This is a genomic window from Candidatus Magnetominusculus xianensis, assembly GCA_001541255.1.
Lineage (GTDB): Bacteria > Nitrospirota > Thermodesulfovibrionia > Thermodesulfovibrionales > Magnetobacteriaceae > Magnetominusculus > Magnetominusculus xianensis.
The window spans coordinates 1-18,264 of the sequence record LNQR01000071.1 but is presented as its reverse complement, the minus strand read 5'-3'; the positions used below and the strand labels follow the sequence as shown (position 1 = coordinate 18,264).

Below are 18,264 nucleotides of genomic sequence, written 5' to 3'. Positions count from 1 at the left end.
CCGCACCTCCGCAGCAGACTCATGCCCCCCTCAAAGAATGGGGGGGGCTGACTGGTTTTATTATGACACAGTCTGTTCGCTGGAATGACAAAAAAAGAGCATGGAATGGTATTGTTAGATGTTCAAGTGTTCAGTATTGCCTGTCATTCCCATGTTTTTTATTCTGTCATTCCAGCGAAAGCTGGAATCTATATGACGAAATGGCTATTATAATTTTCAAATGCGTTTGCCCTGACTCTGTTGAGTACTCAGCACAAATAAGACCAATCATATGCTATAATTTAGATATGCCAAGGAAAATCAGGGAGCTTGTCCGTGATTTAACAAATGCTGGTTTTTATGAAATCTCAGGAGCTGGTAAAGGCTCGCGCACCGTATATCCTCACATACTGAATACTCGGGTGCCGTAACGCTGACCGGGAAATCTGGCGATGATACAAAGCCAAAACAAGTAAAGCAGGCGATAGAGGTGTTGAAGAAATGAAAAAATCTGACCGTTACCACAAATGGGTTGAATGGAGTGAAGAAGACCATGTCTATATTGGAAAGTGCCCTGATCTGATTACCGGTATACACGGCGGCGACCCCGTAGCGCTGTACAGTGAATTATGCGAAACCGTTGAAGAGGTTATTAATCATTTCGAGATGGAAGGACGCGTACTCCCTGCTCCACGCATCCGCCCCATGCAGGAAGTTATGTGAGTTTGCGTTAATTAAGAGGAGAGTGACCTGCCGTTTTCAGCAGGATTTGAAAATCCCTTAATTTTGGAAACTTTTGGCGATTGCCGGTAGTGCTTGTGCTATGTTATAATCCCTGCGTAGAGATTATGATTGTTTTGTCTCTGTGTTTTCGTGTATAATCAGTTTGCTGTGTCATATATCACATAAATATGCGAGGAGGTCTTATGCAGAGGAAGGTTTTAGCACTTGTGCTGGCGGGTGGTGAGGGTAGAAGGCTTTTTCCTCTTACCGCTATGCGCTCCAAACCGTCTGTACCGTTCGGGGGAAGGTACAGAATTGTTGACTTTGTCCTTAGTAATATCATCAACTCAGGAATCTATTCAATCTACCTGCTTGTTCAGTACAAATCTCAATCCCTTATATCACACATTCAGGAAAACTGGAGCCAGACCTCCGTATCCCGCGAGCAGTTCATCACTATTGTCCCGCCTCAGATGCGTAAGGGGCTGGAGTGGTTTCAGGGTACTGCTGATGCCGTACTCCAAAACGTTAACCTTATACAACAGCATTCACCAACGCATGTGGTAATCTTCGGCTCTGACCACATTTACCGAATGGACATCGCACAGATGCTTGACTTCCATGAGCAGCGCAATGCCAAAGTCACGGTTGCAGCCATCCCCGTACCAATCGAACAGGCTTCGGCATTCGGCGTTATCAAGACCGCGGCTGATAGCCGAATCGAACGCTTTGAGGAAAAACCCAAAAACCCGTCATCTATGCCCGAAGACCCAACAAAGGCCTTTATCTCAATGGGTAATTATATCTTCAACACCGATGTACTACTTGCCGCACTCGCAGACGCTCAGAGAAAAAATGAACACGACTTCGGCGGCTATGTCCTGCCGACCCTTGTAAGCTCGGGCGGGCTCTTTGCCTATGATTTCTCTCAAAATACAATCCCCAGCACAAAACCCTACGAGGAAGTCGGCTACTGGCGCGATGTCGGAACTATTAAGGCATACTGGGATTCTAACATGGATATGCTTGATGAAGAGCCAATATTTGATATTTACAACAATAACTGGCCAATACACCCGACTATATCATTTGTGCCGCCTGCTAAAATCATCAGCGGCGATATTCAAAACTGCTCTATCTCAAACGGCGTAAGAATAAAGGGCGCCTCTATCAAGCACTCCATCATCAGAAGCAGTGTGGTAATTGAAGAAGATGTCGAGATTACAGACTCGATAATCCTTGAGCGCGTCCATATTAAAAAAGGCGCCAAACTCAATAAGGTCATCATCGACAAGAACAACGTAATAAACGAAGGCGAAACGCTTGGTCTTGACCCCAATAAAGACCGCTTCAGACTGCACATAGATGAGTGCGGTATAGGGATTCTCCCAAAGACTATCTTATAGACGGGTAGACGGGCCTGATGAGGTGAAAGGACTATGGTAGTAAACAAGTCGCTGGTTTTTAGTACGCGTGGAAACGGACAACTCATCGACGTTACCGCTCACGTCAACGGTGTCCTTGCCGACTCAGGCGTACATAATGGAATTCTGACTGTGTTCGTGGTTGGCTCAACTGCAGCTGTCACAACACTGGAGTATGAACCGGGACTGATAAAAGACATGGCAGAACTCTACGATAAACTCGCCCCTCAGAACAAGCGCTACGCACACGACGAGACATGGGGCGATGCAAACGGTTTTAGTCACGTCCGCGCAGCGCTGCAAGGCCCAAGCCTTACAATACCGTTTGAAAACAGTAAGTTATACCTCGGCACGTGGCAGCAGATCGTCCTCGCTGACTTTGACCACAGACCGCGCAGCAGGACAATCGTTGTAAATATAATCGGTGAATAGTGAAAGGAGGCAGACATGGAGATAAAAATAGTAAAACCGGCAGCAGAAGACCTTAAGACACGCGGCGTAGAACACTGGCCGATCTGGCAAAAGGAGGCGTCGGTCTTCGATTGGCACTACGGTGATACCGAAGAGTGCTATATACTTGAAGGGCAAGTTACCGTATCGACAAAAGACGGCAAGAAAGTGGAATTCGGAAAGGGCGATTTTGTCACATTCCCAAAGGGGCTGTCGTGTACATGGGAGATAAAAGAGCCTATTAAAAAACACTATAATTTTAAATAGCTTAGTCTATGGGTTAGTGAGGGGGATCCTCCATGCCAGGCTTGCGGGGGCTAGGGCATCGCCGCCTTAGTCTTTATGTTCTCAATAAAATCCCTTGTTTTAAGGCCCTTCTCCAGCCGGTAGCGGATGTGCAGGTCAAGTAACATGCCAAGTTCCCGTGCCAGACCATCTGATGGAACTACACGATTTAACTTACTCCAATCCCATAGACGCAGCGTCTCAAAGAGTTTTATAGCCCCCGGAGAAAGCTCAAACCCGCTTATTGGATTGCCGTTGCCGCTGCAGTTGTCGCACAATATTGAACCCTCACGAAAATAAAACCGCCTTCCCGTGCCCGCGCATCGGGCACAACCATTCAATCTTGGCATAAATCCAGCGGCTGCCAGCATCTTTATCTTATAGCAGAGTATTGCCTTCGGATTCATGCAGTCTTGCTCCTGCATTCTCAGCGTATCAAGCAGTATGTCAAAGAGCCTCTCCTGCCTGACATGTTCGGGGATAAGCATAAATGTCATCTCAAATATCTCAGATACCCGCAGAAAACACTTAAGCTCTTCCCTGAGTTTCTGAAATGGATGGACAATGTCTGCCTGAATCAGCCGTGGTAATTCTGCGTTTTCCTTCCCCCACAGGCTGAGGCGGATATATGAGAAAGGCTCAAGCGCCGAGCCAAATCTGCTCTTTGTTTTCCTTGGACTCTTTGCAAATGCCCGCACAAAACCCTTCTGCCGGGTGAAAATCGTCATAATCATGTCGGCCTCTCCCAGTGGGAGACCCTTAAAGACAATGCCTTCGGCGCTGAAACGCATTACATGATATTGCCGAAGTCTTCTGGTTTGAGGTTTTTAAGCCATTCTTCGAGTTCGTCAGTGTTTTTGCGTTCGATGACGGACTCTTCGACGAAGACAGGGGAATTTGTCCTCAGGGCAACGGCAACTGCATCGCTTGGGCGCGAGTCTATCGACATTTCTGCTTTGCCGTCTGAAACATAAAGCGTGGCATAGTATGTGTTGTCTATAATCTCATGGACGATAACCTTCGTTACCGACATGTTAAGCGCCTCTATGATGTTTTTGATGAGGTCGTGCGTAAGCGGACGCGGCGTTACTACCTTGCCCAGCGCCAGGGCAATTGAGTCGGCCTCCGGCTTTCCAATCCAAATTGGCAGTGTCTCCTCTCCCTCTACGGCCTTCAGCAGGAGTATGTACATACCGCTTCTTGGGTCGAATAACAACCCATCGACTTTCATTTTTATAACCATTTTACTTAAACCCCAACTCCTCTAATGCAGAGACATCCTTACGCCAGTTCTTTTTCACCTTTATAAACAAGTCTAAATATACCCTTGCACCAACAACATCCTCTATCTCTTTACGGGCCTTCGTGCCGACGGCCTTTAGTGTCCTGCCGTTTTTCCCTATTATTATACCCTTTTGTGTGGGCTTTTCAACAAAAATATTTGCGCTTATCGAAACCAGGCCGCTCTTTTTTTCCTCCCACCTGACAATGTCAACCGCGATTGAATGGGGGATTTCGTCGTGTGTATAGTCCATCAGCTTCTCCCTTATGCACTCCGACGCCATGAACCTCTCAAACACGTCTGTCACTACCTCATCGGGATAGTACTTCGGGCCTTCCGGCAAGTAACACAATGTCTCTTGTACAAGTTCGTCAACACCGCTGCCAGTTTTGGCCGACACGGGGATAATCTCAGCAAAATCTATAAATTTACGGTACGCATCTATTATAGTTAGCAGCGCTGGTTTATCCTTGAGCATATCTGTCTTGTTTATGATTAGAAAGATAACCTTCTTCGTGCCCTTCAACATATCCATAACTGATATATCTCCGTCATCAGGCATGGAGGGGTTGACGACCAGATATATCAACTCCACCTCGCTTACCGTATCCATCGAGGTCTTCAATATAAAACGCCCCAGCGTATGTAACGGCGAGTGAATCCCCGGCGTATCAAACAAGACAATCTGCCCATTCGCCGCATTCTTAACGCCCATTATCCTGTTTCTCGTAGTCTGGGGCCTTGAAGTGACGATGGCTATTTTCTGGCCGGTTATCGTATTTAAGAGCGTGGACTTCCCGACATTGGGCTTCCCCATTATTGCTGCGAATCCCGAACGAAAACCGGTGCATTGCTTTTTAAGCACCTCTTATGCCAGCTTCTGCAGGGCAGATTTTAACCGCTTCAGGCCTTCGGTTATTTTTTCCATCGACGTAGCATAGGACATCCTTATATAACCCTCTGCGCCAAAGGCACTGCCAGGCACCAGGGCAACCGCTGCCTCTTCAAGCAGGTAAAGGGCCATTGCTGAGGAGTCCGCTATCTCCATATTGGGCGACTTTTTACCAAGATATGCCTTGATATTCGCAAAGGCATAAAACGCCCCCTGGGGCATCTTACACGATACGCCGTCTATGGCATTAAGTTCTGCCACCAGATATTTCCGCCTCTTGTCAAACTCCGTGAGCATGACGGGGATGAAGTCCTGCGGGCCGTTTACGGCCTCAAGGGCGGCCTTCTGGGAAATCGACGTTGGGTTTGATGTTGACTGGCTTTGAATGTTCTCCATCGCCTTGATAACCGCTGCGTCACCTGCCGCATACCCAATACGCCAGCCGGTCATCGCATAGGATTTCGAGAAACCGTTTATTACTATCGTGCGCTTTTTTATCTCAGGGTCTATTGATGCAATGCTGACATGCTTAAGGCCGTCATAGAGCAGCATCTCATATATCTCGTCTGATATAACATAAATATTGTTCTTGACGGCGATCTCGGCAATAGCCTCCAGTGCCTTTCTGTCGTAGGTAAATCCTGTGGGATTTGACGGGTAATTGAGTACAATGGCCTTAGTCTTTTTTGTAACGGCCTTAGAGAGCTGGTCCGGCGATACTACAAATAAGTCCTCTTCCCGGGTCTCGACAATAACTGGAGCTGCGTCGTTGAGGAGTGTTTGGTCAGGATAAGACACCCAGTACGGGGCCGGTATAATGACCTCATCCCCTTCGCTGTAGAGCGCCTGGGCTGCGTTATAAAGAGAGTGCTTTGCGCCCACTGAGACGAGTATCTCGTTTGGCTTATAGTCTAAGCCGTTGTCTTTTTGCAGTTTTGCGGCTATGGCATTTTTGAGTTCTGGTATACCGCCGACGGGTGTATACTTAGTGAAACCTTCGTTTATGGCCTTAATGGCCGCTGCCTTGATATTGTCAGGGGTGTCAAAGTCTGGTTCGCCGACTGCGAAGCTGATTACATCGATACCAGCGGCCTTCATCTCCTTAGCCTTCGTATCAATAGAAAGGGTTGCCGATGGTTTGACCTTTTTTGCTCTTTTAGAAATCATAATCTCTCAGGACCTCGTTAATTTTATTATTTACTTTGGAGAGTATAACAAAAATTGATATAAAAAAGCATGAGGCTTGTTGCTGCTGCCAGATAGTAGTTCAGTTGAGAACTTTGCAGTCCGAAATAATTCATCGTTTCTATAACTTATACACATCCTTGCGATGCCCTATTTTATGTACTACCACAATTTTGTTGGCACGGTCTATGTCATAAATTGCCCTATAATCACCTACTCTCAACTTGAATAAGCCGGAATGTTTGCCGTGGAGCGAAATATGTGATAGCGATTCGATATTTTCAATAAGCCGTTTGAATTTATCCAACACTTTTTGACCAGATTCTTTGTCTGAAACAGATAGGCTCTTCTTTCCTTGCTCCGTAAAGGCTAATCTGTATTTTACTCCCATGTAAAGCCTAATTCCTGAACAACATCTTCAACGGATATGAGTTTTCCCTGCCGTGCGTTTGTGATGCTTTCGAGCAGCTCACATTCTGTCTCTGGTCTCAGTTCCAGGCCAAAGTCAGGGTCAACGGCCTCATGGATGGTTTGAATAATTAATGCTTTCAATTCCTTTGCAGTCATGTCAGCCACTTTTTTATCTTCTACAATAACCATATACTTATACCTCCATTATTACAGTGGCGGCAACTATTGACTTGCCATACCCTTATCTTTGATTATATATTAACTGGATATGCTGGTCAATGTCCCCCCACTATTTTGATATGATATAAATATGTTATAGTAAACAGTATAAGGCTGTCTTCTGTGGAGGGGTGGCTGAGCGGTTGAAAGCGACGGTCTTGAAAATCGTTGTAGGGGTGACTCTACCGTGGGTTCGAATCCCACCCCCTCCGCCATATAATAGTTGTTTGATTGTGTTACAATTTCGTTACACTGTGGAAGAGATTAAAGACTGTAGAATAAGGGGGATGGTTGAGTGAAAGCTGAAACTTTAGCCTTAAGCGCGGATGAAGACCTGATTGTACAGGTTAATGCTAAAGGACACGTAGATATCAGGACATATGTTTACGATGCAAGAGGGAATTCAAAACCGACAAAACGGGGGATATCAATCCCGCCTGCGGTGTTAGATGAGTTCATATTATTACTCAAACAAGCAAAGCAGGAAATAGCCGAAAAGTCAGTACCGGTATAATATATCTGGCTAATTTAGATATTAGCAGCAGTTAAGCAGGTCTTTTTCCTTCCGTTATTTTTGTAATAACCCTGTGTGCGGCTAATACAGCAATGACTGCACCGTATATCAAGGGTGTGCGGATGTCTTTTTTCACAAGCCAGACGTAATGAATTGCGGAGGTTGTGGCGGCAGTATATACCGCTGCCTTATGTAAACCCCTTAAGCGCTCATAACTTATTCGCTTTATAATCACCGGCCCCATCATAACCACAGCCGCGGTTATAGACGCATAGGCCAGTGTCCCAAAGATGATGCGCGTGTGGGTTGCTGCGTCCACGAGGATTTCACTAACAGAAAAATTATGTTCAGCCGCCGCATATGTAAGAACATGAAGCGTGGCATAAAGAAACGCTGCCCTCCCTGATGCCTTATGATACAGGGCTATCCACCTCAGATAAGAAAGGTTGAGTAGTGTCCTCGATGCTATTGCCAATATCAGGAAGTTCAATGCCCAATCTCCCGTTATATGAATTACCTTTTCAACAGGGTTAGCACCTAATCGAGCCGTCAGACCAGCCCAGACAAGATATGCACATGGGGCGAGAAATAATAAAACAGTGGCTGAACCGCGTATTTTTGTAATCACGTAGTTTGGTGTCTTAGAAATTCTTACGCAGGTCCATTCCAGCGTAAAGCGGAGCCACCTGTTCGGCATAACCGTTGAACATCAGCGTTTTACGCCTGATAAATTCCCCGATTCTGCGCTCTTTTGCCTGTGACCATCGCGGGTGGTCAACCTCCGGGTTGACGTTTGCATAAAACCCGTATTCAAGCGGCCCTGCCTTCATCCATGAGGTAACGGGCATTTGTTCGGTGAACCTTATTTTCACAATAGATTTAATATATTTAAAGCCATATTTCCACGGTACTACCAGCCTCAGTGGGGCGCCGTTTTGATTTGGAAGCCTCTCGCCGTACATGCCAACAGATAAAATAGTAAGCGGATGGACGGCCTCATCCAACCGGAGGCCCTCTACGTATGGCCATTGAAGGACATCACGCCTCTGTCCCGGCATTTGTGACTGGTCATGCAGCGTGGTAAACTCAACGAACTTCGCCTTTGATTCCGGTTCACAAAGTCTGATAAGGCCATCGAGGGGAAATCCCACCCATGGTATCACCATAGACCACCCCTCGACACATCGCATACGATATATGCGCTCCTCAAGGGGGAATAGCTTTATTAAGTCATCGATGTCATAGCGCCTCGGTTTTTTTATCAGGCCCTCTATGGATACACTCCACGGTCGGGTGCGAAGGTCCTTACTGAGTGCGGCTATATCTTCTTTGTTTGTGGAAAACTCATAGAAATTATTATAACCCACCGCGCTTTTATAAGTTGTCAACTCTTCTTTACCGGCGTAATCAGCACGCTTTTCAATTTTCAAAGGTATAGCGCTGCTATGCGATTCAGCGCCGGAGAGGGCAGGAAACGCCGCCGCTGCCGCAGCGCTGGCTGAGGCCGCCATAAACTCACGCCTGTTCAAATAGACCTCTTTGGGGGTTATCTCAGTGTCGTTAATCTCAGGGTCTTTTTCTGTTGACATATAATAATGATACCTTTTTGCAGCTGCTAAGGTAAAGGAAAAAGTAACCCGGTTATGATATAATATAACAGGGAGGTGGAAGATGGAAAAATTGCTTTTAGGAGAATTTAACTATTACATTGAACACCAGGACGAGCTTGTGAAGCAGTACAATGGCAAGTATGTTGTTATCAGGAACAGTACTGTTATTGGAGCTTATAATTCAAAAATAGAAGCTATAAAGACTACAAGCGAAAAATATGAGCTTGGAACTTTTCTTGTTCAACTGTGTGAACCAGGTACGGAAAGCTATACACAGACATTTCATTCAAGAGTAACCTTTGCCTGAGCAGCATCATATACATGCATTTACTTACCGTTATAATGGATTAGCAAGGCAGCTCTTTACTGATGATGTTCACGTTACGGGTATTATTGATACTGCTGTTCAACCACTGAGTATATCATCTACGAACGCACTTATGTACAGGGCTATTTGGGATACCGGAGCGACTAATTCAGTTATTACACGAAAAGTGGTAGATGATTTAGGATTAAAACCTACTGGAATGGCAAAAGTGGCAAACACCTTGACTGTCGAAAAAGTTCATACGTATGAGGTTACTATTTTTCTGCCAAATAAAGTTTATATAAATGGTTTAACAGTTACGGTAGGGAAAATGGCAGATTTCGATATACTTATAGGAATGGATATTATTAGCAAAGGGGATTTTGCCGTTACTCATAGAGAAGGAAAAACAACTCTGTCATTTGGAACCCCTTCCTGTAAGGAAATAGATTTTGCTAAAGACGTACAAACATCAAATTATTCAAAAGCAGGAAGAAATGATCCTTGTCCGTGCGGCAGCGGTAAGAAATACAAAAAGTGCCACGGTGAATAAAGCACAGGCCACTTTGAGCATAGCATGGGCAGCCTACCTCTTATTTAGGATAATTTCACTGCCCAATAATTAATAGGGCAAGTAATCGCCATTTGCTTATTACCTCCAGTTTGATTATAATAACGCCGGTAATGCCGGTTAACAGATTAACCGGTTAAGCGGTTGGAAAATATAATCGTAGATTAAGAGGAATCAAATGAAAAAGAAAAAGGTAAGCATAATCGGCGCGGGGCACGTAGGGGCGTCAACGGCACAACTGCTTGCGCACTCAGGGATTTCCGATATCGTACTGTTTGACATAGTCGATGGTATGCCCAAGGGCAAGGCCCTTGACCTGTCTGAGGCATGTCCGCTGTGGAACTCCGCCTCATCAGTCACAGGGACAAGCGACTATGCTGAGACCGCAGGCTCTGATGTCATCGTAGTAACCGCCGGTATTGCCAGAAAACCAGGTATGTCCAGAGATGATTTACTTAAGACAAATGCAGAGGTGGTCAGCGCCGTTGGGCGTGGAATTGCCGCAGGCAGCCCAGACGCTGTAATCATCGCCGTAACAAATCCGATGGATGTAATGGCACATCTGTTGTTTAAGACTACAGGGTTTCCACATCACAGGGTGATGGGAATGGGTGGTGTGCTTGATGCGGCACGTTTCAGCACGTTTGTTGCATGGGAGCTTAATGTCTCCCCCGGTGTTGTAAATTCTGTTATACTTGGCGGTCATGGCGATCAGATGGTCCCAATGCCGCGATTTACCACTGTTAATGGTGTGCCTGTTACTGAGCTTATCTCCAGTGACAGAATCGATGCCCTTGTGGAGCGTACCCGAGGCGGCGGGGCGGAGATTGTCTCTCTCCTTAAGACCGGAAGCGCGTACTATGCCCCGGCAGCGGCGACATTTCAGATGATTAAGGCAGTCCTGTTCGATGAGAAAAGACCGCTTCCTGCCGCATGTTATCTAACCGGTCAGTATGGGATAGACGGGCTTTACGTCGGTGTCCCGGCCATATTGGGGGCATCCGGGGTTGAGAAGATTATCACACTGACACTAAACGAAAAGGAACGGGAGGCGTTTGCGAAATCAGCAGGGGCAGTTGCCGGACTTGTCAAAATACTAAACATTTAATAAGCTAAAGGAGCTAAAACACATGGATAGGACTTTCTCGATAGTGAAGCCCGATGGGGTGAAAAAGAATCTGATTGGCGAGGTAATCGGCAGATTCGAAAGACAGGGGCTGACCATCTCAGCACTTAAGATGCTCCATCTGACGAAAAAAGAGGCTGAAGGCTTTTACGCAGTTCACAAGGCAAGGCCGTTCTATGACAGCCTGACGACATTCATGTCCGAGGGACCGATTGTGGCAATGCTCATAACCGGTAACAAGGCCATAGAGAAGGTAAGAGAACTCATGGGGGCAACAAACTTTAAGGACGCCGCCCCGGGGACAATCAGGGCGGACTTTGCCTCTGACATAGAGCATAATATTGTCCACGGTTCGGACTCACCGGAGTCGGCTGAATTTGAAATTTCATATTTCTTCTCAGCGCTTGAGCAGTTTTAGGTTCTAATATTAAATGAGACACATTAGTAATTATGCTATATAAGTGGAGGGGCGATATGTCTAAGAAAACAGGCTTTTTATACAGCGATATATATCTGAAGCATGAGATGCCCGCTGGACACCCTGAGTGCAGCGACCGGCTGCGGGCAATAATGGCGGATTTAAAGGTATCGAAGATGTGGCCCTCGTTGGTCAAGATAGAGCCGGAGGAGGCCTCGTATGAGGACTTAAAGGCCGTACATGCGGGCGAATATATTGACCAGGCCAGGCGCATGAAGAAGGGCTATCTTGACCCTGATACGTATATGTGCGAAGATACGTATCAAGCAGCGCTTTATGCAGCAGGGGCAATTATCACAGCCATACGGAAATGCAAAGACGGGGAGATTGAGCGGGCCTTCTGTGCCGTCAGACCCCCCGGGCACCATGCCGAGGAGGACAGGGGTATGGGCTTTTGTATTTTCAATAACGTTGCAGTCGGGGCTCGTTTTGCTCAGAAACTTGGGTACAAGAAGGTGTTCATAATAGACTTCGACGTTCATCATGGAAATGGCACTCAGCATATGTTTTATGGTGACGACACGGTTTTTTATTTCAGTTCACACCAGTATCCACACTACCCGGGGACTGGAGGGGTAAAAGAGATTGGTGTAGGGAAGGGGATTGGTTTTAATTATAATATCCCGCTGCACTCCGGCTCTGGCGATGCTGAGATGCACGACGCATATCATATAAAGCTTCATGAACAAGTTGCTAAGTTCTCGCCAGATATATTTTTAGTTTCCTCCGGCTATGACATTCATCGCAGGGACCCGCTTGCCGGTTTGTCAGTTACCAATGCCGGTATCAAGGACATCGTAGACGGCATATTAAGCGCGAAAAGAGGGATTCCGGTTATATTTACCCTTGAGGGCGGCTATGACCTTCTGGCCATTACCGAGGCTGTCCATATAACGATAGAGGAGCTGTTAAACTTTGAGTGATAAATTAAGTAATGATGCTGTGATATATAATACAACCTGATGAGGACTTCAGCCGGAGTCCTCATTATTATAGCTTAAGGAAGATTGAGCGATGATAAATGAAGAGATTTCCAGAAAATTGGATAAAATTAAAGAATTATTTAAAGATAACAAGGTTGAGAAGGCGTATATATTTGGCTCTGCCTGCACGGATAATTTCAATGAAACAAGTGATGTGGATATTTTAATCACTATTGACGAAACCCTCGATATATCGGAATACGGTAATTGTTTTTGGAACGTACAATTTGGGCTTGAAGGTTTGCTACAAAGGGAAATTGACTTAATAACCGAAAGATCGATAAAAAATCCATACCTTATGATAGAAATCAACAAAATGAAGATAGCAATTTTATGACAAATAGAGAAAAAAAGTATTTAAGTGACATAACTACAGCAATAGCAAGGAAGTTGAAAACCTTCTCGGAGGAGAAGGGTATGATTATTGACAGGACATTTTTACTTTGGTATTACATGATTAAGAAATCTTGTTGCAAAATATTGAACACTTATGTTACCTTCCATTAGAAAATCACACGCTATGTGGTCGATTATGGCAGTCTTGGCACTGGTCCTCAATACGGCATTATTCGGCAAGGGGGCGCTAAGGCTATAGCGGAGGTAAAAACCTACAGGAGGTACACACACAGTGGTAGTATCAATGAAAGAACTGCTTGAGGCAGGTGTCCACTTCGGACATCAGGTAAAACGCTGGAACCCGAAGATGAAAAAATATATCTTCGGCGAAAGAAACGGTATCTACATCATCGATCTCCAAAAAACCGTCAAAGGCATCGAAGAGGCTTATAACTTCGTCAGAGATATGTCCGCCGCCGGTGAGTCCATCATGTTCGTCGGCACGAAAAAACAAGCCCAGGACGCCATTGCCGAAGAGGCAGAGCGCGTCGGCGCCTACTACGTCAACCAAAGGTGGCTTGGCGGTATGCTCACGAACTTTTTTACTATCAAAAAGAGTATCGAAAAGCTGAAAAAAATAGAAACTATGAAAAACGACGGCATCTACGACGTGCTGACTAAAAAAGAAGTCCTCGCATACGAAAAAGAACGCACTAAGCTGCAAAAATACCTCGGCGGCATTAAAGAAATGAAAAAATACCCAGGCGTCCTGTTCGTCATCGACCCAAGACGCGAAAATATCGCCGTTATGGAGGCAAAAAAACTGTCTCTTCCCATCGTTGCCATTGTTGACACAAACTGTGACCCTGACAAAATCGACTATGTCATCCCCGGTAACGACGATGCCATTCGCGCGGTTAAACTGGTAACGGGTAAAATGGCCGATGCAATCATGGAAGGTAAAAATATGCTGAACAGGGAAAAGGCACAGGCAGCTCAGGATGTCCAGATAGAAGAGAAAAAACAACAGGAAGAACTTGAGGAGGTAAAAGCGTGATATCCGCAAACATGGTCATGGAATTAAGGGAAAAAACCGGTGTTGGCATGATGGACTGTAAAAAGGCCCTCACAGAGACCGGCGGCGATTTCGAGAAGGCCCTTGATTACCTCAGAAAAAAAGGCCTTGCCACCGCAGCAAAAAAATCCGGCAGAAAGGCATCCGAAGGCCTCATCTGCTCCTATATCCACATGGATAAAATCGGCGTTATGCTGGAGCTGAACTGTGAAACTGACTTCGTGGCAAAAACGGACGAATATAAGATTCTGGCTAAAGACATCTCTATGCACATAGCCGCGGCAAACCCTGAGTACGTAGAGCCTTCTGAAATCCCTGCCGCAGTCATCGAAAGGGAAAAAGAGATATACAAAGACCAGGTGAAAGGTAAACCGGCTAACGTCGTAGATAAAATAGTGGAAGGTAAGCTCGAAAAATTCTACTCCGAGAAGTGCCTGGTCAAGCAGGCATTCGTCAAAAACCCCGACCAGACCATACACGATCTTGTTGTGGAAAAGATAGCAAAGCTTGGTGAAAACATAGTTATTGGACGCTTCGTAAGGTATCAGCTTGGTGAAAAGCAAGGCGAGTCATAGAGAGAGACAATGGATACAATAAAATATAAGCGGCTGCTACTAAAGTTAAGCGGAGAGGCACTGATAGGCGACGGCAGCTACGGCATCTCACAGGAAATGGTAGTATACGCAGCGCAAGAGATAAAACTGGCCTATGAAACCGGGGCGCAGCTAGCGGTTGTCATAGGCGGCGGCAATATATTCAGAGGCGTGGAGGCATCAGTCAAGGGAATAGACAGGGCAACTGCCGACTACATGGGGATGCTGGCTACTGTAATAAATGCCCTTGCACTGCAGAATTCCCTTGAGAAAACAGGTATCCCCACGCGGGTTCAATCGGCCATAGAGATGCGTGAGCTGGCTGAACCATATATCAGAAGGAAGGCTATGAGACATCTTGAGAAAAACAGGGTGGTTATCTTTGCCGCTGGCACTGGCAATCCCTATTTTACTACGGACACGGCAGCCGCCCTTCGGGCAATGGAAATAGACGCCGACATCATATTTAAGGCCACAAAGGTTGACGGCGTATATACCAAAGACCCCGTGAAAAATTCTGATGCTGAGATGATTGAGAAAATCACACACGCCGACGTCCTCAAACAGGGTATCAGTGTCATGGACTCTACGGCAATTACCCTGTGTATGGACAATAACCTTCCTATTATAGTATTTAACATGAAAAATAAGGGCGCTATCAAACGAGCCTTGCTCGGTGAAAAAGTCGGTTCTTTTGTAGGGGGCTGATTGTGGACAAAGAATTTGAGAAAAGACTAAACGCTAAAATGAACACGGTAATAGACCACCTGAAAAGAGAGTACGGTGCTGTCAGAACTGGACGGGCATCCCTGTCCCTTTTAGATAATATCGTGGTTGACTACTATGGTACGCCCACGCCGGTTAATCAGGTAGCGGCACTGGGGTGCCCTGACCCCCAGACCATTAGTATCTCACCGTGGGAACAGAAGATGATACCACATATAGAAAAGGCCATAAGAAAGTCCGACCTTGACCTTACGCCAAATAACGACGGGAAGGCTATAAGAATAACAATTCCCCCGCTTTCTGAAGAACGCAGAAAGCAACTGGTTAAGGTGGTCAAAAAGAAGGCCGAAGAGTCCAGGGTTGCAGTTAGAAACATCAGAAGGGAATTTAACGAGGAGCTTAAGAAACTCGAAAAAGACAAACACATAAGCGAGGACGAGACGAAGAAGTCCCAGGAAGAGGTGCAGAAGGTGACGGATTCGTTTGTTAAGCTCGTTGATGAGGTCCTTGCTCACAAGGAAAAAGAGATAATGGAGGTTTGATGCTGTTGAGCAATTTTATGTTAAAGGTTGAGGAGTCAAAGCTGCCGGACGTGCAAAAGGCCCTGAAGTCTGCTGGGATAAAGGTAAGAAGCATTGTGGAGTTGTATAAGGAAGGGGCGCCAGAAGATAAACCAGCACCAGAAGATAAACCCGATGCCTAAGACGGCCTGAGACGGCCCAACACGAAAGGATACGACGCAATGGATAATGTTAACGATTCAGCAAGCATAAACGAAAGGTCAAAAAGCATTAGAAAAACTCTCCTCCAGGAGAGACAGGCAATTCTTAAAGAGGCAAAGACAGAGATCGGAAATTTTGTCAAAGGCGATGAAAAGCAGCTTGTCGAGGCGGCCATTGACGACGGAGACTGGTCTGTTGTCGATGTCAACGAGGATATAATACTTCAAAAGCTGCACCATCACAAACTTAAACTCAACAAGATAGACGAGGCGCTGAGGAAGCTCAACGACGGTTCTTACGGTATCTGTGACGACTGCGGTATAGAAATAAGTGAGGCTCGCTTAAGAGTGCTGCCATACGCGGTACACTGTGTTGAGTGTAAGGAAAAAAGAGAGAAGATTGAACAGGTAGAAAAGGAGCAGTCCTTTCAGTAGTAGTATACCTTATCGAGAAACAGGCCGCGCCCGGGGGCAGTCATGCCGGCCTTTTTTCTGTCCATTGCTTTAAGGATTGTTTCTATTGCTTCGGGGTGTGTCTTTCCCCTTCCTACGTCTGCCAGAGTGCCGGTAATGTTTCTGACCATGTGGCGCAAAAAACCATCTGCCTCTATCGTTATTTTGATGAATTTCCCTTTTATCTCGGCACCCATAAATGTAATGCAGGAAACAGGCTTGATTTCTATATGAAATATCTCTCTGATAGTGTTATCGACATCTGTATCTGCGGCACAAAAGGACTTAAAGTCATATCTGCCGATGAGTCTGACAGAGGCCTTTTGCATTGCTGCAACATCCAGGTCATGTTTAACTTCCCAGACGTAACGATATATGAAGGGTGAGACAGGGGAATTGTTGCATATGACATAAAAATAGCGTTTACGTTTTGCAGAAAAACGGCAGTGGAAATCACCGGGGACGTACTCTGAGCTGATTACCCTGATATCATTGGGCAGCAAAGAATTTAATGCCTTTTGAAATATTTCGGGGGTCAGACGGCTGTCCGTGAAAAATGAGGCGGTCTGTCCTAGCGCGTGAACCCCTGAGTCAGTCCTTCCGGCAGCGCTGAGGGTGGTGGCGCGTCCAGTAATCTTACACAATGTCTCTTCAATTAATCCCTGTATGGTCAGTGCTTTGGGCTGCCTCTGCCAGCCGCAGTAGCTTGTGCCGTCATATTGAAGGGTCAGGAGGATGTGTTTCACTGCAATATTAAGGGGTTATGCTAAGGCTTCCTTAAAGTATGCGATAGTTTTGACAAGCCCCTCATCCAGCGGCACAGCAGGCACCCAGCCGAGTATTTCTTTTGCCATTGTAATGTCGGGCTGCCTTTGTGTGGGGTCGTCAGCGGGAAGCTCCAAAAAGACAATTTTTGACTTAGAGCCTATCATATTAATAACCTTTTGGGCCAGCTCAAGGATTGTAAACTCACCCGGGTTGCCCAGATTAACCGGCCCTGTAACATCATCTGGGGAGTCCATCAGCCTTATCAGCCCGTCGCACAGGTCGTCAACATAGCAAAAACTCCTCGTCTGAGAGCCTTCGCCGTAGACAGTGATATCTTCATTTTGCAGGGCCTGAACTATAAAGTTGCTGACAACGCGGCCATCATTTTGCATCATCCTGGGGCCATATGTGTTAAATATGCGGGCTACCTTGATTTTCAGGCCATGCTGCCTGTGATAGTCGAAAAAAAGGGTCTCAGCGCACCGTTTGCCCTCGTCGTAACATGCCCGCGGCCCGATAGTATTGACATTGCCCCAGTAGGACTCAGGCTGCGGGTGGACGGCAGGGTCGCCGTATACCTCGGATGTCGAGGCCTGAAGGATTTTAATCTTAAGGCGTTTAGCCAGTCCAAGCATGTTAATTGCGCCATGCACAGAGGTCTTTGTCGTCTGTACGGGGTCAAATTGATAGTGGATGGGCGATGCCGGGCAAGCAAGATTATATATCTCATCGACTTCGACATAGAGCGGGAAGCATACATCATGCCGCATGACTTCAAAGTAGCGGTTGTCCATCAGGTGAATAACGTTGCTTTTTCTTCCGGTATAGAAATTATCGAGGCATATCACCTCATTGTCAGCGCTCAACAGCCTCTCACACAGATGAGAGCCTAAGAACCCAGCCCCGCCAGTTACAAGTACACGCTTCCTTGTTTTCATTTATTGCAATATCCTTTCCAACCTTGATAATACACTATTATTGTATAAATATACAATCCACTTAAATCAAATCGAGGTTAATAAAGATACCTAAAGATATCACTCTGTGTCCTTTGAATTATTGTCAGGGCAATCGCATTAGAAACTTACACCCGCTAATCCCTCTCCTGGATTCCCGCTTTCCAGACTGTGTCATAATAAAACCAGTCAGCCCC

The 18,264-nt window shown here is 46.0% G+C and carries 26 protein-coding genes, 1 tRNA gene and 2 pseudogenes; 19 read left to right on the top strand and 10 right to left on the bottom strand.

The genetic code is table 11. From position 1 onward, the window contains the following. The first annotated feature begins 480 nt into the window (after positions 1-480). The 4 genes from ASN18_RS10565 to ASN18_RS10550 all read left to right on the top strand — a co-directional run bounded on the left by ASN18_RS10565 (position 481) and on the right by ASN18_RS10550 (position 2,843). On the top strand, positions 481-702 hold the full coding sequence (locus ASN18_RS10565; protein WP_085052719.1) for a pilus assembly protein HicB: 222 nt from the start codon (positions 481-483) through the stop codon (positions 700-702). Between the two features lie 203 nt (positions 703-905). Next, positions 906-2,108 carry a glucose-1-phosphate adenylyltransferase gene (gene glgC, locus ASN18_RS10560; RefSeq protein ID WP_085052718.1) on the top strand — a complete coding sequence of 401 codons (1,203 nt, stop codon included), beginning with the start codon at positions 906-908 and terminating at the stop codon, positions 2,106-2,108. A gap of 33 nt (positions 2,109-2,141) precedes the next feature. Then, positions 2,142-2,558 carry a secondary thiamine-phosphate synthase enzyme YjbQ gene (locus ASN18_RS10555; protein WP_085052717.1) on the top strand — a complete coding sequence of 139 codons (417 nt, stop codon included), beginning with the start codon at positions 2,142-2,144 and terminating at the stop codon, positions 2,556-2,558. Positions 2,559-2,573: 15 nt separating this feature from the next. Next, a complete protein-coding gene (locus tag ASN18_RS10550) occupies positions 2,574-2,843 on the top strand; it encodes a cupin domain-containing protein (protein WP_085052716.1) in 270 nt (89 codons plus the stop codon). A 50-nt stretch (positions 2,844-2,893) separates the two neighbouring features. On the opposite strand, the gene recO is transcribed toward ASN18_RS10550, so the two are convergent. The 6 genes from recO to ASN18_RS10520 form a co-directional block, all read right to left on the bottom strand. Further along, positions 2,894-3,652: a DNA repair protein RecO gene (recO, locus tag ASN18_RS10545; RefSeq protein WP_085052715.1), complete on the bottom strand. Its 759-nt coding sequence runs from the start codon at positions 3,650-3,652 to the stop codon at positions 2,894-2,896. Continuing rightward, a complete protein-coding gene (locus tag ASN18_RS10540; protein ID WP_085052714.1) occupies positions 3,652-4,104 on the bottom strand; it encodes a bifunctional nuclease family protein in 453 nt (150 codons plus the stop codon). The genes recO and ASN18_RS10540 overlap by 1 nt, the downstream gene beginning before the upstream one ends. 1 nt (position 4,105) lies before the next feature. Beyond that, on the bottom strand, positions 4,106-5,008 hold the full coding sequence (gene era / locus ASN18_RS10535) for a GTPase Era (protein WP_085052713.1): 903 nt from the start codon (positions 5,006-5,008) through the stop codon (positions 4,106-4,108). Positions 5,009-5,011: 3 nt separating this feature from the next. Further along, positions 5,012-6,205: a pyridoxal phosphate-dependent aminotransferase gene (locus ASN18_RS10530; protein WP_085052712.1), complete on the bottom strand. Its 1,194-nt coding sequence runs from the start codon at positions 6,203-6,205 to the stop codon at positions 5,012-5,014. Between the two features lie 136 nt (positions 6,206-6,341). Continuing rightward, entirely contained in the window at positions 6,342-6,611 is a 270-nt protein-coding gene (locus ASN18_RS10525) for a type II toxin-antitoxin system RelE family toxin (RefSeq protein WP_085052711.1), read from the bottom strand. Beyond that, complete coding sequence (locus tag ASN18_RS10520; protein ID WP_085052710.1) at positions 6,602-6,820, bottom strand: hypothetical protein; 219 nt, start codon at positions 6,818-6,820, stop codon at positions 6,602-6,604. Before ASN18_RS10520 ends, ASN18_RS10525 begins: the two co-directional genes overlap by 10 nt. A gap of 155 nt (positions 6,821-6,975) precedes the next feature. On the opposite strand from ASN18_RS10520, the gene ASN18_RS10515 reads away from it, so the two are divergent. Together ASN18_RS10515 and ASN18_RS10510 are read left to right on the top strand one after the other, a co-directional pair. After that, a tRNA-Ser gene (locus ASN18_RS10515) sits at positions 6,976-7,065 on the top strand. Between the two features lie 80 nt (positions 7,066-7,145). Beyond that, positions 7,146-7,364 (top strand): transcriptional coactivator p15/PC4 family protein, encoded by a 219-nt coding sequence (locus ASN18_RS10510; protein WP_085052709.1) that lies wholly within the window; start codon positions 7,146-7,148, stop codon positions 7,362-7,364. Between the two features lie 31 nt (positions 7,365-7,395). Here ASN18_RS10510 and ASN18_RS10505 read toward each other — a convergent pair whose 3' ends face one another. Both ASN18_RS10505 and msrP read right to left on the bottom strand, forming a co-directional pair. Continuing rightward, complete coding sequence (locus ASN18_RS10505) at positions 7,396-7,992, bottom strand: protein-methionine-sulfoxide reductase heme-binding subunit MsrQ (RefSeq protein WP_236861678.1); 597 nt, start codon at positions 7,990-7,992, stop codon at positions 7,396-7,398. A 13-nt stretch (positions 7,993-8,005) separates the two neighbouring features. Further along, positions 8,006-8,953 carry a protein-methionine-sulfoxide reductase catalytic subunit MsrP gene (gene msrP, locus ASN18_RS10500; RefSeq protein WP_085052707.1) on the bottom strand — a complete coding sequence of 316 codons (948 nt, stop codon included), beginning with the start codon at positions 8,951-8,953 and terminating at the stop codon, positions 8,006-8,008. Positions 8,954-9,035: 82 nt separating this feature from the next. Here msrP and ASN18_RS10495 point away from each other — a divergent pair, with 82 nt between their 5' ends. The 13 genes and pseudogenes from ASN18_RS10495 (at position 9,036) to ASN18_RS10445 (ending at position 16,325) form a co-directional block, all read left to right on the top strand. Further along, positions 9,036-9,281 carry a DUF5678 domain-containing protein gene (locus ASN18_RS10495; protein WP_236861677.1) on the top strand — a complete coding sequence of 82 codons (246 nt, stop codon included), beginning with the start codon at positions 9,036-9,038 and terminating at the stop codon, positions 9,279-9,281. A gap of 133 nt (positions 9,282-9,414) precedes the next feature. After that, positions 9,415-9,642, top strand: a pseudogene (locus ASN18_RS18075) (aspartyl protease family protein); the annotation flags it as partial. A gap of 114 nt (positions 9,643-9,756) precedes the next feature. Beyond that, positions 9,757-9,834, top strand: a pseudogene (locus tag ASN18_RS18070) (SEC-C metal-binding domain-containing protein); the annotation flags it as partial. Between the two features lie 196 nt (positions 9,835-10,030). Next, positions 10,031-10,960 (top strand): malate dehydrogenase, encoded by a 930-nt coding sequence (gene mdh / locus ASN18_RS10485; protein ID WP_085052705.1) that lies wholly within the window; start codon positions 10,031-10,033, stop codon positions 10,958-10,960. A gap of 22 nt (positions 10,961-10,982) precedes the next feature. After that, on the top strand, positions 10,983-11,396 hold the full coding sequence (gene ndk / locus ASN18_RS10480; RefSeq protein WP_085052704.1) for a nucleoside-diphosphate kinase: 414 nt from the start codon (positions 10,983-10,985) through the stop codon (positions 11,394-11,396). A 56-nt stretch (positions 11,397-11,452) separates the two neighbouring features. Then, a complete protein-coding gene (locus ASN18_RS10475) occupies positions 11,453-12,379 on the top strand; it encodes a histone deacetylase family protein (protein WP_085052703.1) in 927 nt (308 codons plus the stop codon). A 91-nt stretch (positions 12,380-12,470) separates the two neighbouring features. Next, the gene (locus ASN18_RS10470) at positions 12,471-12,776 is read left to right on the top strand and encodes a nucleotidyltransferase family protein (protein WP_085052702.1); all 306 of its coding nucleotides are present in this window, start codon (positions 12,471-12,473) and stop codon (positions 12,774-12,776) included. Positions 12,777-13,079: 303 nt separating this feature from the next. Continuing rightward, positions 13,080-13,832, top strand: a complete 753-nt coding sequence (rpsB, locus tag ASN18_RS10465; protein WP_085052701.1) for a 30S ribosomal protein S2 — start codon at positions 13,080-13,082, stop codon at positions 13,830-13,832. A gap of 11 nt (positions 13,833-13,843) precedes the next feature. Continuing rightward, the gene (gene tsf / locus ASN18_RS10460; protein WP_353740369.1) at positions 13,844-14,425 is read left to right on the top strand and encodes a translation elongation factor Ts; all 582 of its coding nucleotides are present in this window, start codon (positions 13,844-13,846) and stop codon (positions 14,423-14,425) included. A gap of 9 nt (positions 14,426-14,434) precedes the next feature. Further along, positions 14,435-15,151 carry a UMP kinase gene (gene pyrH / locus ASN18_RS10455; RefSeq protein WP_085052700.1) on the top strand — a complete coding sequence of 239 codons (717 nt, stop codon included), beginning with the start codon at positions 14,435-14,437 and terminating at the stop codon, positions 15,149-15,151. Between the two features lie 38 nt (positions 15,152-15,189). Next, entirely contained in the window at positions 15,190-15,711 is a 522-nt protein-coding gene (gene frr / locus ASN18_RS10450) for a ribosome recycling factor (protein WP_353740368.1), read from the top strand. Continuing rightward, positions 15,711-15,872, top strand: a complete 162-nt coding sequence (locus tag ASN18_RS17210) for a hypothetical protein (RefSeq protein WP_157072937.1) — start codon at positions 15,711-15,713, stop codon at positions 15,870-15,872. Before frr ends, ASN18_RS17210 begins: the two co-directional genes overlap by 1 nt. Before the next feature lie 39 nt (positions 15,873-15,911). Continuing rightward, on the top strand, positions 15,912-16,325 hold the full coding sequence (locus ASN18_RS10445; protein WP_085052698.1) for a TraR/DksA family transcriptional regulator: 414 nt from the start codon (positions 15,912-15,914) through the stop codon (positions 16,323-16,325). Here the strand turns inward: ASN18_RS10445 and truA are convergent. Continuing rightward, on the bottom strand, positions 16,319-17,089 hold the full coding sequence (gene truA / locus ASN18_RS10440) for a tRNA pseudouridine(38-40) synthase TruA (RefSeq protein ID WP_236861674.1): 771 nt from the start codon (positions 17,087-17,089) through the stop codon (positions 16,319-16,321). The two genes, ASN18_RS10445 and truA, sit on opposite strands and share 7 nt — an antisense overlap. 15 nt (positions 17,090-17,104) lie before the next feature. After that, positions 17,105-18,049: a UDP-glucuronic acid decarboxylase family protein gene (locus tag ASN18_RS10435; protein ID WP_085052696.1), complete on the bottom strand. Its 945-nt coding sequence runs from the start codon at positions 18,047-18,049 to the stop codon at positions 17,105-17,107. Positions 18,050-18,264 lie beyond the last annotated feature (215 nt).